Source organism: Bradyrhizobium sp. LB8.2 (assembly GCF_040548035.1).
Taxonomy (GTDB): Bacteria; Pseudomonadota; Alphaproteobacteria; order Rhizobiales; family Xanthobacteraceae; genus Bradyrhizobium.
In genome coordinates this window covers 1-13,411 of record NZ_JBEPQV010000037.1, presented here as the reverse complement: position 1 = coordinate 13,411, position 13,411 = coordinate 1, and the positions used below count along the sequence as shown (strand labels likewise).

At 63.3% G+C, this 13,411-nt stretch carries 14 protein-coding genes; 5 read left to right on the top strand and 9 right to left on the bottom strand.

Features of this window, described 5'->3' with window-relative positions; genetic code table 11:
• Nucleotides 1–91: 91 nt before the first annotated feature.
• From ABIB06_RS32930 to pqqA, 9 genes are all read right to left on the bottom strand, one after another.
• Nucleotides 92–1,939: a 2-oxoacid:acceptor oxidoreductase subunit alpha gene (locus ABIB06_RS32930; protein WP_247339267.1), complete on the bottom strand. Its 1,848-nt coding sequence runs from the start codon at nucleotides 1,937–1,939 to the stop codon at nucleotides 92–94.
• A complete protein-coding gene (locus ABIB06_RS32925) occupies nucleotides 1,909–3,708 on the bottom strand; it encodes an FAD-dependent oxidoreductase (RefSeq protein ID WP_354069871.1) in 1,800 nt (599 codons plus the stop codon). Before ABIB06_RS32925 ends, ABIB06_RS32930 begins: the two co-directional genes overlap by 31 nt.
• A gap of 234 nt (nucleotides 3,709–3,942) precedes the next feature.
• Complete coding sequence (locus ABIB06_RS32920) at nucleotides 3,943–4,620, bottom strand: hypothetical protein (RefSeq protein WP_354051983.1); 678 nt, start codon at nucleotides 4,618–4,620, stop codon at nucleotides 3,943–3,945.
• Between the two features lie 147 nt (nucleotides 4,621–4,767).
• A complete protein-coding gene (gene pip, locus ABIB06_RS32915; RefSeq protein WP_354051985.1) occupies nucleotides 4,768–5,754 on the bottom strand; it encodes a prolyl aminopeptidase in 987 nt (328 codons plus the stop codon).
• Nucleotides 5,744–6,943 carry a pyrroloquinoline quinone biosynthesis protein PqqE gene (gene pqqE, locus ABIB06_RS32910; RefSeq protein WP_354051986.1) on the bottom strand — a complete coding sequence of 400 codons (1,200 nt, stop codon included), beginning with the start codon at nucleotides 6,941–6,943 and terminating at the stop codon, nucleotides 5,744–5,746. Before pqqE ends, pip begins: the two co-directional genes overlap by 11 nt.
• Nucleotides 6,940–7,251, bottom strand: coding sequence for a pyrroloquinoline quinone biosynthesis peptide chaperone PqqD (gene pqqD, locus ABIB06_RS32905; protein ID WP_354051988.1), 312 nt, complete (start codon nucleotides 7,249–7,251; stop codon nucleotides 6,940–6,942). Before pqqD ends, pqqE begins: the two co-directional genes overlap by 4 nt.
• A gap of 11 nt (nucleotides 7,252–7,262) precedes the next feature.
• Nucleotides 7,263–8,054 carry a pyrroloquinoline-quinone synthase PqqC gene (gene pqqC / locus ABIB06_RS32900; protein WP_354051990.1) on the bottom strand — a complete coding sequence of 264 codons (792 nt, stop codon included), beginning with the start codon at nucleotides 8,052–8,054 and terminating at the stop codon, nucleotides 7,263–7,265.
• Nucleotides 8,051–8,980, bottom strand: a complete 930-nt coding sequence (gene pqqB / locus ABIB06_RS32895; protein ID WP_354051992.1) for a pyrroloquinoline quinone biosynthesis protein PqqB — start codon at nucleotides 8,978–8,980, stop codon at nucleotides 8,051–8,053. Before pqqB ends, pqqC begins: the two co-directional genes overlap by 4 nt.
• 117 nt (nucleotides 8,981–9,097) lie before the next feature.
• Nucleotides 9,098–9,178, bottom strand: a complete 81-nt coding sequence (gene pqqA / locus ABIB06_RS32890) for a pyrroloquinoline quinone precursor peptide PqqA (protein ID WP_007595659.1) — start codon at nucleotides 9,176–9,178, stop codon at nucleotides 9,098–9,100.
• A gap of 250 nt (nucleotides 9,179–9,428) precedes the next feature.
• Here pqqA and ABIB06_RS32885 point away from each other — a divergent pair, with 250 nt between their 5' ends.
• The 5 genes from ABIB06_RS32885 (at nucleotide 9,429) to tarD (ending at nucleotide 13,223) form a co-directional block, all read left to right on the top strand.
• A complete protein-coding gene (locus ABIB06_RS32885) occupies nucleotides 9,429–9,686 on the top strand; it encodes a DUF6894 family protein (RefSeq protein ID WP_247339247.1) in 258 nt (85 codons plus the stop codon).
• Between the two features lie 108 nt (nucleotides 9,687–9,794).
• Nucleotides 9,795–11,195 (top strand): amidase family protein, encoded by a 1,401-nt coding sequence (locus ABIB06_RS32880; protein ID WP_354051994.1) that lies wholly within the window; start codon nucleotides 9,795–9,797, stop codon nucleotides 11,193–11,195.
• 2 nt (nucleotides 11,196–11,197) lie between these two features.
• Nucleotides 11,198–11,674 (top strand): glutathione peroxidase, encoded by a 477-nt coding sequence (locus ABIB06_RS32875; protein WP_354051995.1) that lies wholly within the window; start codon nucleotides 11,198–11,200, stop codon nucleotides 11,672–11,674.
• Entirely contained in the window at nucleotides 11,671–11,928 is a 258-nt protein-coding gene (locus ABIB06_RS32870; protein ID WP_354051996.1) for a DUF3297 family protein, read from the top strand. Before ABIB06_RS32875 ends, ABIB06_RS32870 begins: the two co-directional genes overlap by 4 nt.
• A gap of 125 nt (nucleotides 11,929–12,053) precedes the next feature.
• Nucleotides 12,054–13,223, top strand: a complete 1,170-nt coding sequence (tarD, locus tag ABIB06_RS32865; protein WP_354051998.1) for a D(-)-tartrate dehydratase — start codon at nucleotides 12,054–12,056, stop codon at nucleotides 13,221–13,223.
• Nucleotides 13,224–13,411 lie beyond the last annotated feature (188 nt).

Genomic DNA, 13,411 nt, shown 5'->3' with positions numbered 1-13,411 from the left:
AAAGGCGTGGATGCCGGGGTATAGGCGAGCGGAAGCGACGCCGTCCTTCGGACGGCTATGCCCGGGCATGACGGATAGAGCAAACCATAGGTCATGACACGGCCTTGCGGAGCGGGGTCACCTTGAGGTGATCCTGGTGGTCGCCAATGGCTTTTGCGATGAAGCGGGCGGTGATCGGCGAACCGTCGTAATGCACGATCGGCACGAGCCGCACCGGGTCGATGCCGTTCTCGTTGACGATGAGCTGGCGGAGCTGGCTGTCGCGGTTCTGCTCGACCACGTAGACGAAATCGTGTTCGGCGAGGAAGCTCGCCACGCTCGAGTGGAACGGGAAGGCGCGGATGCGCAGGCGGTCGAGCTGATGCCCGCGCGTTTCCAGCAATCCAATCGCCTCGTCCATCGCCGGCGTGGTCGAGCCGAAATAGATCACGCCGTATTTGGTCGGCCGTTCCGCATTGGCCTGAAGCGGCCGCGGCACCAGATCCTGCGCGGTCTCGAACTTGCGCATGAGACGCTGCATGTTGTCGGCGTAGACCGAGCCTTCCTCGGAGTACCGCGCATAGCGATCACGCGAAGTGCCGCGGGTAAAATAGGAGCCCTTGGTCGGATGCGTGCCGGGATAGGTGCGGTAGGGGATGCCGTCGCCGTCGACGTCGAGATAGCGGCCGAAGTCACGGCCTTCGTCCAGCATCTCCGCGGTCATGACCTTGCCGCGGTCATATTGCTTGGCGTCGTCCCACTTCAGGGGACGGCAGAGCCGGTGGTTCATGCCGATATCGAGGTCGAGCATCAGGAAGATGGTGGTCTGGAGCCGCTCGGCGAGATCGAAAGCGGCGGCTGCAAATTCGAACGCTTCAGCCGGATCTTCCGGGAACAGCAGCACATGCTTGGTGTCGCCATGCGAAGCATAGGCGCAGGCGATGATGTCGCATTGCTGGGTGCGGGTCGGCATACCGGTCGAGGGACCGGCGCGCTGGATGTTCATGATCACGGCCGGGATTTCGGCGAAGTATGAAAGGCCGATGAACTCCGTCATCAGCGAGATGCCGGGGCCGGAGGTCGCGGTGAATGCGCGCGCGCCGTTCCAGGAGGCGCCGATCACGATACCGATTGAAGCCAGCTCGTCCTCGCCCTGCACGATCGCGTATTTCGCCTTGCCCGTATCAGGATCGTGCCGGTACTTCTTGCAGTGAGCGGTAAAAGCCTCCGCCACGGACGAGGACGGCGTGATCGGATACCATGCGCACACGGTGGCGCCGCCATAGACGGCGCCGAGCGCGGCGGCGCTGTTGCCCTCGATGAAGATGCGGTCGCCGACCTTATCGGACTTCTTCACCCGCAGCCCGGTCGGGCATTTCAGGTTCTGCAGCGCCCAGTCGCGGCCGAGATGCAGCGCGTGGACGTTGGAGGAAAGCAGCTTCTCCTTGCCCTTGTACTGCTCGCCGATCAGCTGCTCGATCAGTTTCGGGTCCATGTCGAGCAGCGCCGAGAGCGCGCCGAGATAGATGATGTTCTTGAACAGCTGGCGCTGGCGCGGATCGGTGTAAGTCGAGTTGGTGATCGCGGTCAGGGGGACGCCGATCACGGTGATGTCGTCGCGGAATTTCGTCGACGGCATCGGCTTGGTGGAATCGTAGAACAGATAGCCGCCCGGTTCGATGCCGGCGACGTCCTTGTCCCAGGTCTGCGGGTTCATCGCCACCATCATGTCGACGCCGCCGCGGGCGCCGAGATGGCCGTGTTCGGTCACCCGCACCTCGTACCAGGTCGGCAGGCCCTGGATGTTGGAGGGAAAGATGTTGCGGGGGCTCACCGGGACGCCGTGACGCAGGATCGCGCGCGCGAACATCTCGTTCGCGCTGGCCGAGCCCGATCCGTTGACGTTGGCGAAGCGGACGACGAAGTCGTTTACGCTGCTGATCGGCTTTTTGTCGGACATGCTGAACCTGCGTAAGTCATCTCGATGAAATATTTTTGCATGTCCCAAGCGCCGGTGGGACAACGCTCGGCGCACAGCCCGCAATGCAGGCAGACATCCTCGTCTTTGACCATCACGCGCCCGGTCTTGAGGTCGCTGGACACATAGAGGTCCTGGTCCGGACGGGGCGAGGGCGCTTTCAGGCGCTGGCGCAGATCGGCCTCTTCACCATTCTCTGTGAAGGTGATGCAATCCATCGGACAGATATCGACGCAGGCGTCGCATTCGATGCAGAGCGAGGTCGAGAACACCGTCTCCACGTCGCAGTTCAGGCAGCGCTCGGCTTCGCCAAGCGCCAGCTTGACGTCGTAGCCAAGCTCGACCTCGGTGCCAATGTCCTTCAGCGCGATCACCTTGTCGCGATGCGGCACCTTGAAACGCTTGTCGTTGGAAATGTCGTTGTCATAGCTCCATTCGTGGATGCCCATCTTTTGCGATGAGACATGCACCTCCGGCAATGGCCGTTCGGTGATGTCCTCGCCAGAGAGCATCCTGTGGATCGACAGCGCGGCATCATGGCCCTGCGCCACGGCCCAGATGATGTTCTTCGGTCCGAACGAGGCGTCGCCGCCGAAGAACACTTTTGGATTGGTCGATGCGAACGTCTTCGGATCGACCTTGGGCATGTGCCATTTATCGAACTCGATGCCGCAATCCTGCTCGATCCAGGGGAAGGCATTCTCCTGACCGACCGCGACCAGCACGTCGTCGCATTCGATGGTCTGGTCCGGCTCGCCGGAGGGCACGAGGTTACGGCGCCCCTTGGCGTCGTATTCGGCCTTCACTTTCTGGAAGGTGATGCCGGTGAGCTTGCCGTTGTCGTGGACGAAGGCGACGGGGACGAGGAAGTTGAGGATCGGGATGTCCTCGTGGAGCGCGTCTTCCTTCTCCCAGGGCGAGGCCTTCATCTCTTCGAAGCCGGAGCGCACGACGACCTTCACCTCTTCGCCGCCGAGGCGGCGCGCGGTCCGGCAGCAATCCATCGCGGTGTTGCCGCCGCCGAGCACGATGACGCGCTTGCCGATCTTGTCGGTATGACCGAACGAGACCGAGGACAGCCAGTCGATGCCGATATGGACGTTGGCGGCTGCTTCCTTGCGTCCGGGGATGTCGAGCTCGCGTCCGCGCGGTGCGCCGGAGCCGACGAAGATCGCGTCATATTTCTCCGCGAGCAGCGACTTCATGCTCTCGATGCGATGGCCGCCTTTGAAGTCGACGCCGAGATTGAGGATGTAGCCGGTCTCCTCGTCGATGACCGAATTGGGCAGGCGGAATTTCGGGATCTGCGAGCGCATCATCCCGCCGGCCTGGGGGTCACCGTCGAACACGGTGCAGTGATAGCCGAGCGGCGCCAGGTCACGCGCGACCGTCAGCGAGGCGGGGCCACCGCCGACGAATGCAACACGCTTGCCGTTTTTCGCCGAAGGCCGCGGCAGGCGCTGCGTGATATCGTCCTTGAAGTCGGCGGCGACACGCTTGAGGCGGCAGATCGCGACCGGCGTCTCCTCGACGCGTCCGCGCCGGCACGCCGGCTCGCATGGACGGTCGCAGGTGCGTCCCAGAATTCCGGGAAACACGTTCGATTTCCAATTGATCATGTAGGCGTCGCTGTAGCGGCCTTGGGCGATCAGTCGGATGTATTCGGGGACGGGGGTGTGTGCAGGACAGGCCCATTGGCAATCGACCACTTTGTGAAAGTAGTCGGGGGCCGCGATATCGGTCGGTTTCATTCCTACCCTGTCCGCGCAGGCTCAAAGACCCCCGCGGCCTTTTCTTGAGCTTGGCGAACGCTAACTCGCTTCGATCTGGTTTCTGAATGACGTCATTGGGTTAGCTTATTAGAACCCTTCCGAAGTACAACGGCAAATTTTCGCGCTTCCCCTCTTTCATGGGAGCTCCGCGCGCACAGCATTAACGGCCGCGCCGTATGCGGCGGTGCAGCATGTTGCGATGCGTCCGATTGCTTAATTGTGAGCGATGTCGCTCTTCGCGAGATCCCACATGAGGCTGTAGGTGCCGACCGACACAGGAAGCGGGAATGGCGCCGCGGCAGGGCCGGTGAAGCGCTCGGCGATCACGGCCGAGACCGCGCTGACATGCGTGCCGTCGACCAGCACGAACCAGTCGCGCGCGCCTTCGTTGCGCACCGCCGGAATGTCCGCGGTCGCGCCCGACAATTCGGGTTCGCTCTCGAGCAGATGCATGGAGATGATGCCCTCGCGCTGTTGAGGCGCCAGCTTTTCTTGCAGTGCGTCACGCCATGCCCCGGCATTCTCAGGCGTCGGCCGCAGCCGCACCACGCCGAGCGCAGCCCCGCGCCCGGTACCGTTGCTGATGGTGATACGCGCGACAACGCGGAGCATGTCCTTGAAATGCGCCATGTTCCGCCGCGACCATTCGGTCTGATTGGCGAGCCGCGCCCGGTAGGCGGGGCTGTCGAGCACGTCGAGCGTTTCGGTCGAATACAAAGAGAGATATTTGGGATTGGCGGCGTGAGCGACATAGCGCCGCGCCTCGAGGAATCCCTCGATCGCGACGCGCTCTTCCAGATGCTCGCGATCGTACCAGCGGTTGAAATCGGCTTCGTGTGCCGCGTCGATGTTCATCGACGTCAGCAGCATGCCTGTTCCGGCGAGCGGCATTTTCTTGTTGTCCTTCCCATCCACACCCTCATGGTGAGGAGCCACGAAGTGGCGTCTCGAACCATGAAGGCCCGGCTTTCGCATCTCGGGGCCTGCATCCTTCGAGACGCGCTCCTTCGAAGCGCTCCTCAGGATGAGGAGATAGATCTATCGCGCGGCCTTCGAGGCGAGATCCGCGATCGACTTCATGACCGCGTCCCGCACGCCGGCATCATAGAGTGAATGTCCGGCTTCTTCCACGATGCGAATCTCGGAACCCGGCCACACTTTCGCGAGCGCCTGAGATGTCTCAGGAGGACACAGCAGATCGTAGCGTCCCTGGACGATGATGCCTGGAATGCCATCGAGCTGACCGGCGTTCCGCAGCAACTGGTTCTCGGACATGAAGCTGTCCTGGACGAAATAATGCGCCTCCATGAATGGCGTCGCAGGCAATGTGCGCCACACATTCAGCGAGCCTAGGTCGATCCGCGTCTTTGCCGCCTTGTGCTCGGACAACGCGCGCTCGGTATCATGCCACGCGCGCGATGCTGGGCCGTGCACGGCGGGATCGGCATCGAGGATGCGGCGCCAATAGGCGTCCACCGGCCGGTCGCGCTCCCCGACCGGCAGCACGCTCAAGAAATCCTCGTAGAGCGCGGGATAGAATAGCGACAGGCGCGAGTTGAAGGCCGTCTCCACTTCGGCTCGCGTACCCAAAAACGTCGCGCGTAGCGCGATGCCGGAGACGCGCTCGGGATGCGCCTGCGCATACGCCAGCGCCAGCGTTGCGCCCCAGGAGCCGCCGACCACCATCCAGCGTTCGCAGCCGAATTTTTCGCGGATTTTTTCCATGTCCGCGATCAGGTGCGCCGTGGTGTTGTGCTCGCGCGATCCCTTCGGCCGGCTGCGGCCGCAGCCGCGCTGGTCGAACAGCACGGCATGAAAACGGTCGGGATCGAACAGCCGGCGATGGTCGGGCTGGCAGCCGCTGCCGGGGCCGCCATGCAGATAGACCGCAGGGATTCCGTCGGCGCGGCCGGTGCTCTCGACATAGAGCTCGTGGCCGTTGCCGACGTCGAGCATTTCGGAGGTCAGCGGCGCAAAGGGATCGGTACGTTTGGCGGATGCGGCCGCGTCGGCGTCAGGCACCATTCTCGGATTCCAGAGTGCCGCCGGCGAAATTGCGATAGAGGAAGCGGTTGGTGTCGCCCTCGGCTTCGCGCTCGGCCTGCTTGAAGATGGTCTCGTGCAGCGGCGACAGCGCGCAGGCCGGATCGGTGTTGGCGGCGTCGCCGGTCAGCGCAAAAGCCTGGCAGCGGCAGCCGCCGAAATCGATCTCCCGGAATTCGCACGACTTGCACGGCTCCTTCATCCAGCCGGTGCCGCGATAGCGGTTGAAGGCGTCCGAGTTCTGCCAGATCCAGGCGATCGAATGGTTGGAGCGCACCGATTCGAAGTCGAGCCCGGTGATGCTCTCGGCGGCGTGGCAGGGCAACACCTTGCCGGCCGGGGAGATGTTGAAGAATTGCCGGCCCCAGCCGCCCATGCACTTCTTCGGCCGCAGCGCGTAATAGTCGGGCACGACGTAGTCGATCGTCAGCCGGCCCTTGAGCCGCTCGCGCGCTTCCTCGACGGTGCGGGTGCACTCGTCGAGCTGCGCCACCGTCGGCATCAGTGCGGCGCGGTTCTTCAATGCCCAGCCGTAATATTGCACGTTGGCGACCTCGAGCCGGTCGGCGTCGAGATCGATCGACATCTGGATGATATCAGGAAGCTGATGCAGGTTCTGCCGGTGCATCACCGCATTTACGGTGAGCGGCAGGTCCAGCTCGCGCGTCCATTTTGCCACTTCGAGCTTCTTGTGGTGCCCGCCTCTGTAGCCGCCGACGCGATCGGCGAGGGCTTCTTCAACGCCCTGGAAGCTGATCTGCACATGGCAGAGCCCGGCATCGGCCAGCTCGCTTAGCCGCTCGCGTGTCAGCAGCACGGCGGAGGTGATGAGGTTGGTGTAGAGGCCGACGTCGCTGGCATGCTTGACCAGCTCGACGAGGTCTTTGCGCGCGGTCGGCTCGCCGCCGGAGAAATGCACCTGGAGCACGCCGATCTCGGCGAGCTCGCTCAGGACTTTCTTCCATTCCTCGGTTGTCAGCTCCTTGCCCGAGCGGTCGAGTTCGACCGGGTTGGAGCAGTAGGGGCATTGCAGCGGACAGCGATGCGTGATCTCGAGCAGCACCGCGAGCGGAATGCCGAATGTTTCCGCCGTCGAGCGCTGCTTTTCGAGCACCGCGAGGCTGTCGCTGGCGTCAGCCGGGATGGTGGGATTACCGAGCACATCGCTCATGACGTCTTCTCCCGGGCCTCCGTGAGAAAGCCCTTGTCGGCGAGATCCTGCAGCATGGCGATCACGTCGGTGAGGATCGCGTCGCGCGGCGCGGCGTATTTCGCGGCCAGCTGGTCGGAGATGTCGCCGACATTGCGCTCGCCGTTGCAGAGCTGCAAGACCTCGACCGCGATCTCGTCGGGCGCCAGCACGCGCTCGGGCGCCAGAATCACCCAGACTTTTCGCGTTTCGTCATACTTCAGCTTGGCGTGCCGCGGCAGAACCGGCCGGCTCGTCTCGCTGACGCTGATGTTACGCGGCCCGGCCATCGGTTGTTCCCTCAGCTCGCCTTTTGGTGTTCTTGGGGCACGAACGCGCCCGGCGGAATGTGGCCCTCGACATAGGCGTGTTGGAGCGCGTCGAGCTGCACCCATAGCACGTTGGTCTTGAAGATCAGCGCGTTGCAGACCAAGGCTCGCTCTTCCGGCGTCCTCGCATGCGCCTTGACATAGTCGAGCGCGAAGCCGGCGTCCCGCGGTGCCTGCGCCAGCCGCCGCTTGAAGTAGCTCATGGTGTCAGGATTGACGAAGTCGTAGTGCTCCAGCATGCCGGAGATGCGCTCTTCGTGCAGGTTCGGCGCAAACAATTCGGTGAGCGAGGAGGCGATCGCCTCCAGCGGGCTCTTTTCGCGGCAGTAGTGAACATAGGCTTCGACCGCAAAGCGCGTCGCCGGCAAGATGCCTTCGGTCGATTCCACATAGGCCGTGTCGAGCCCGAGACCGTCGGTCAGCTTGAGCCAGCGCTCGATGCCGCCCTCAGAACCGATATCGCCGTCATGGTCCTCGATGCGATGGCGCCATTCCAGCCGGGTGGCGCGGTCGCGGAAGCGCGAGATCACCACCGCGTCCTTGATCGGGATCGTGCTCTGGTAATAGTACCGGTTGAGCGCCCAGGCCTGCACTTGGCCCTTGTTCAGCTTGCCGCCGTGCAGCAGCTTATGGAACGGATGCAGGCTGTGATAGCGCGTCGCCCCGATATGGCGCAACGTCGCCTCCAGCTCCTCGGCGGAGTTGAGCTTGGTGTCCTTGCCGATCGAGAGCGAGGTCATTCCAGTCAGTGACGCGGCATTCACAGCACGATCTCCGTTCCGTCAGCGGGTATCTGCCAGCCCGCCGCTTCAGCGGCCTTGCGCTCGGGTGATGCGGGCAGCAGCGCCGGATTCGAGTTATTGATATGCAGAAATATCTTCCTGTCGAGTGTGAGATCGGCGAGCCGCTCAATGGCGCCGTCGTCGCCGGACATCGCGACATGGCCCATGCTCTTCCCGGTCTTGTGGCCGAGCCCGCACCTGATCATCTCGTCGTCCTGCCACACCGTGCCGTCGAAGAACACCAAAGCGGCGCCGTCGATCTCGGCCTTGAGCGCGTCGGTGACCTCGGCGCAGGCGGCGATGAAGTAGAAGTACTTGCCGGTCGATTTGTCGGTGATCTTCAATCCCAGCGTATCGCCGTCGCCGCTCTCGCCGCCCGGATGCGCCTTGCCTTCCAGATACCAGGCCGATTTGCCCGAGACCGCGAAGGGCAGCACCTCGAGTCCTGAGCGCGCCCCGTCCGGCAGCCGCGGCTCGAACGGCTCATCGATGTCGATCGGCTGACGCCGCACGTTCTTTTCGTTCAGCACGTTGAAGATGCTGTTGGCCTTCAGGATCGCCAGCACCTTCTCATGCGCATAGACCGTGAAGGGCGAGCCCTCGCGCATCGACAGCAGGCCTGCCACCGCGTCCACTTCGCTGTTGGTCAGGATCACGCCTGCGATCGGGGTGTGGCGCAGCGCGCCTGTCTTCGGATGCAGCTGTGGCGTGGCATTCAATTGCTGGCGGAGGTCGGGGGAGGCGTTGATCAGGAACCAGTGCTCGCCGTCGCCGCTGAAGGCGACCGAGGCCTGGGTTCTCTGGAGCTCCTGGCCGTTTTCACGGGCCGCCCGGCAGCCCTCGCAGCCGCAATTCCACTGCGGCACTCCGCCGCCGGCTGCGGCGCCCAGGACGACGACGCGAAGCATGATCCGTCTCCTGGAAGGAACGCTGCGAGGTGGATCTCAGGCCAACACAGTTTCCGTCGTTCGGAAACCTGCCGTGACCGAGAGACCCACCTGCGCTGAACGCAGATCGCCAGCCGCTTACTTGCGGGTGGCGCTCACATACATGTTGATTTCCATGCCACAGGGCACTTCGACGATCTTCGGGGCTTTCCAGGCCATTTCGGCTCTCCATTTTCGCGAATTCGGACGTATCCGCCCACCCCTTAAGTTAGTGCGGGCGCAAAAGTTCGCTAGTGAAATCTTCCCGATAAAGCCATGTTGCGGCGCGAAATATCGGGGTTGGAACACCGCTTTTGATAAGGCAGTCTTGCGCCAAGAGGCATTCGGCCGCGAACGCTGTCCTGATAAAGCAGTTGTGAGTGCAGTGCAGCTTTCAATCCGGTACAGGCGACCCAATTGGATCTCGGTGATGCCCAAATATTTCTTCAACACCCGCATCGGCAACGAACTGATCGTGGATCCCGAAGGGGAGGTCCTGCGCAATCCCGATCGCGCCTGGGAGGTCGCCCGCCAAATGATCCTTGAGGTCCTGAAATCGGAAGGCACCCAGCCGGCCCTGATGGAGGCGGTCATCGAGGTCACTGACGTCGAAGGCGAGATCGTGCTCGAATTCCCCTTCACCGAGGCGCTCCTCGACATGCCCGACCAGTCCGCCACGCGGCATTGAGCCCCCAGCTCTCTCCCCGTCATAGCAATGACGGAGGTATCCCTGCGAAATCTGCATGACTTTGCCGCGTTCCCGGGGCTAAAAGAGCCCGGTTATACGGAGCAAGCCATGCAAGATCTCTGGCGCCTGTCGGCCGCCGACCTCGTCACCCTCGTCAAAGCCAAAAAGGTTTCCGCCAGGGAAGCCGCCAAGGCCGGCCTCGCCCGGCTCGATGCCGTCAACCCCAGCCTCAATGCCGTGATCGATCATCGGCCGGAGGACGTGCTCAGGCAGGCTGATGCCGTCGATGCCGCTATTGCGAGGGGTGAGGACCCCGGCGTGCTGGCCGGCGTGCCCGTCACCATCAAGGCCAATGTCGACCAGGAGGGCTTTGCCACCACCAACGGCCTGAAACTCCAGCGCGACCTGATCGCGCGCGAGGACAATCCGGTGGTCGCCAATTTCCGCAAAGCGGGCGCCATTCTCCTTGGGCGGACCAATTGCCCGGCCTTCTCCTACCGCTGGTTCACCACCAATCTGGTCCATGGCGATACCAAAAACCCGCGCGACGCCTCGCTGACGCCGGGCGGGTCGTCCGGCGGCGCCGGTTCGGCGGTCGCGGCCGGCATCGGCCATATCGCCCATGGCACCGACATTGCCGGCTCGATCCGCTATCCCGCCTATGCCTGCGGCGTGCACGGCCTGCGCCCGACCCTGGGCCGCATTCCCGCCTTCAACCCGGCGCTGCCCGAGCGTCCGATCGGGCCGCAGATCATGGCTGTGTCGGGACCGCTGGCGCGCACCGTCAATGATCTCAGGATTTCGCTCGCCGCGATGTCGGCCCGCGACATCCGCGACCCCTGGTTTGTGCCGGCGCCGCTGGAAGGTCCCGCGCGGCCGAAGCGCGCCGCGCTCTGCCTCAACCCTGACGGGCTTGCGACGGCTCCCGAGGTGAAGGCGGCCGTCATCGATTCCGGCAAGCGGCTGGAACGCGCCGGCTGGACCGTCGAAATGATCGAGAACACCCCGCCGATGCGCGAACCGGTGGAGTGGCAGACAAAACTCTGGCTCGGCGACGGCTACGAGGCGCAGCTCGAGATGGCCGAGCGTGAGGGCGACCCCGGCGCGCTGGCGTGCCTCCGCGGCAACCGCGCCAAGGTCACGCCGATGGACCAGGCGAATTACGCCAAGGCGTTGACCCGCCGCGCCGCACTGACCCGCGAGTGGATGCTGTTCTTCGAGACATATGCCGTGCTGCTGACCCCGGTGTCGGGCGAGCTGCCGTTCCCGGATCATCTCGACCGCAAGGACGATGACTCCTTCATGCGCGTCTGGGAGGCACAGCTGCCGCAGATCGCGATTCCCTTCATGGGATTGCCGGGCCTCGCGGTCTCCACCGGTCTCGTCGGCAAGGCGCCGGTCGGCGTGCACATCGTGTCCGGCCGCTATCGCGAGGATCTTTGTCTGCTTGCAGGCGAGGCGATCGAGGCGGGCGGCGTGCCGCCGTCGCCGATCGACCCCGTGGGTTAGCGATGTCTGCGATCTACGACTTCAAGGCAAATTCGCTTGCGGGCGAGGAAGTCGCCCTGAAACGTTTCGAAGGGCAGGTGCTCCTGATCGTCAACACTGCGAGCAAATGCGGCTTCACGCCGCAATATCGCGGGCTGGAGGATATGCATCGCGAGCTCTCGCCGCGCGGTTTCTCGGTGCTCGGCTTTCCCTGCAACCAGTTCGGCGCGCAGGAGCCGGGGCCGGCGAGTGAGATCCAGGCGTTCTGCTCGACCCATTACGACGTCACCTTCCCGCTGTTCGAGAAGATCGACGTCAACGGTGCCCATGCGCATCCCTTGTATGAGTACCTGAAACGCCAGCAATCCGGACTGTTGGGCGCCTCCATCAAATGGAATTTCACAAAATTCCTGGTTGATCGCGCCGGCAAGGTGGTTTCGCGCTATGCGCCGACCGCGCGGCCCGAAGGATTGCGGCAGCAAATCGAGACCCTGTTATGAGCGAGACAATCATGAGCGACGAATTTCCGGACCGCCTTTCGGTCAATCCGAATAGCCCCCATTACAACGCGGACATCCTGGCGCGCGACGTCGGCATCCGCTTCAAGGGCGTCGAGAAGACCAATGTCGAGGAATACTGCATCAGCGAAGGCTGGGTCCGCGTCACCGCAGGGAACGCCAAGGACCGCCACGGCAACCCGCTGACCATCAAGGTGCACGGCCTGGTCGAGCCGTATTTCAGAGATAAGAAATAGAACTCGCCGTGCTCTCTCCACTCGTCATTGCGAGCGAAGCGAAGCAATCCAGAATCTTTCCGCAGTGACAACCTGGATTGCTTCGTTGCTTCGCTCCTCGCAATGACGAAAGTAAAAGGTCCCCCATGTCCGTCCGCATCGTCGACGTTCGCGAGATCACAAAACCAATCTCTTCGCCGATCCGCAACGCCTATATCGATTTCACCAAGATGACGACGAGCCTGGTTGCCGTCGTCACCGACGTGGTGCGCGACGGCAAGCGCGTCGTCGGCTACGGCTTCAATTCCAACGGCCGCTACGGGCAGGGCGGCCTGATCCGCGAGCGTTTTGCCTCGCGCATCCTCGAGGCCGATCCGAAATCGCTGCTGAATGCGGCCGGCGACAATCTCGACCCCGACAAGGTCTGGGCCGCGATGATGACCAACGAGAAGCCGGGCGGCCATGGCGAACGCTCGGTCGCGGTCGGCACTATCGACATGGCGGTGTGGGATGCGGTGGCGAAGATCGCAGGCCAACCATTGTTCCGCCTGCTGGCCGAGCGTCATGGCGTCAAAGCCAATCCGCGCGTGTTCGTCTACGCCGCCGGCGGCTACTACTATCCCGGCAAGGACCTCTCGATGCTGCGCGGCGAGATGCGCGGCTATCTCGATCGCGGCTACAACGTCGTGAAGATGAAGATCGGCGGCGCGGGAATCGAGGACGATCGCACGCGTATCGAGGCGGTATTGAAGGAAATCGGCAAGGACGCGCAGCTTGCGGTGGACGCCAACGGCCGCTTCGATCTAGAGACCGGGATCGCCTACGCCAAGATGCTGCGCGATTATCCGCTGTTCTGGTACGAGGAGGTCGGCGATCCCCTCGACTACGCACTGCAGGCTGCGCTCGCCGAATTCTATCCGGGGCCGATGGCAACGGGCGAAAACCTGTTCAGCCACCAGGACGCCCGCAATCTGATCCGCTACGGCGGCATGCGGCCCGATCGCGACTGGCTGCAATTCGACTGCGCGCTGTCCTACGGCCTGTGCGAATACCAGCGCACGCTGGAAGTCCTGAAGACCCACGGCTGGTCGCCAAGCCGCTGCATCCCCCACGGCGGCCACCAGATGTCGCTCAACATCGCAGCCGGCTTAGGCCTCGGCGGCAACGAGAGCTATCCCGACCTGTTCCAGCCCTATGGCGGCTTCCCCGACGGCGTCCGCGTCGAGAACGGCCACATCACCATGCCCGACCTGCCGGGCATCGGCTTCGAAGGCAAGTCGGACCTCTACAAGGAAATGAAGGCGCTGGCGGAGTAGGCCGCGCTGGGGCCGCACACTCCGTCATTGCGAGATGTAGCCTCTGCTCCGTCATTGCGAGCGTAGCGAAGCAATCCAGAATCTTTCCGCGGCTGGCAGTCTGGATTGCTCACATGGGGATTTGGTGTGTCAAGGCGGATGTTCAGCTTTTTGTTTGATTGCTGCCAGCTTTTCGTCCCGACCGCTGG

Coding starts and splice junctions, on each gene's coding strand:
- ABIB06_RS32930 (WP_247339267.1), bottom strand. CDS start 1,939: ATGTCCGACAAAAAGCCGATCAGCAGCGTAAACGACTTCGTCGTCCGC.
- ABIB06_RS32925 (WP_354069871.1), bottom strand. CDS start 3,708: ATGAAACCGACCGATATCGCGGCCCCCGACTACTTTCACAAAGTGGTC.
- ABIB06_RS32920 (WP_354051983.1), bottom strand. CDS start 4,620: ATGCCGCTCGCCGGAACAGGCATGCTGCTGACGTCGATGAACATCGAC.
- pip (WP_354051985.1), bottom strand. CDS start 5,754: ATGGTGCCTGACGCCGACGCGGCCGCATCCGCCAAACGTACCGATCCC.
- pqqE (WP_354051986.1), bottom strand. CDS start 6,943: ATGAGCGATGTGCTCGGTAATCCCACCATCCCGGCTGACGCCAGCGAC.
- pqqD (WP_354051988.1), bottom strand. CDS start 7,251: ATGGCCGGGCCGCGTAACATCAGCGTCAGCGAGACGAGCCGGCCGGTT.
- pqqB (WP_354051992.1), bottom strand. CDS start 8,980: ATGCTTCGCGTCGTCGTCCTGGGCGCCGCAGCCGGCGGCGGAGTGCCG.
- pqqA (WP_007595659.1), bottom strand. CDS start 9,178: ATGGCCTGGAAAGCCCCGAAGATCGTCGAAGTGCCCTGTGGCATGGAA.
- ABIB06_RS32885 (WP_247339247.1), top strand. CDS start 9,429: ATGCCCAAATATTTCTTCAACACCCGCATCGGCAACGAACTGATCGTG.
- ABIB06_RS32880 (WP_354051994.1), top strand. CDS start 9,795: ATGCAAGATCTCTGGCGCCTGTCGGCCGCCGACCTCGTCACCCTCGTC.
- ABIB06_RS32875 (WP_354051995.1), top strand. CDS start 11,198: ATGTCTGCGATCTACGACTTCAAGGCAAATTCGCTTGCGGGCGAGGAA.
- ABIB06_RS32870 (WP_354051996.1), top strand. CDS start 11,671: ATGAGCGAGACAATCATGAGCGACGAATTTCCGGACCGCCTTTCGGTC.
- tarD (WP_354051998.1), top strand. CDS start 12,054: ATGTCCGTCCGCATCGTCGACGTTCGCGAGATCACAAAACCAATCTCT.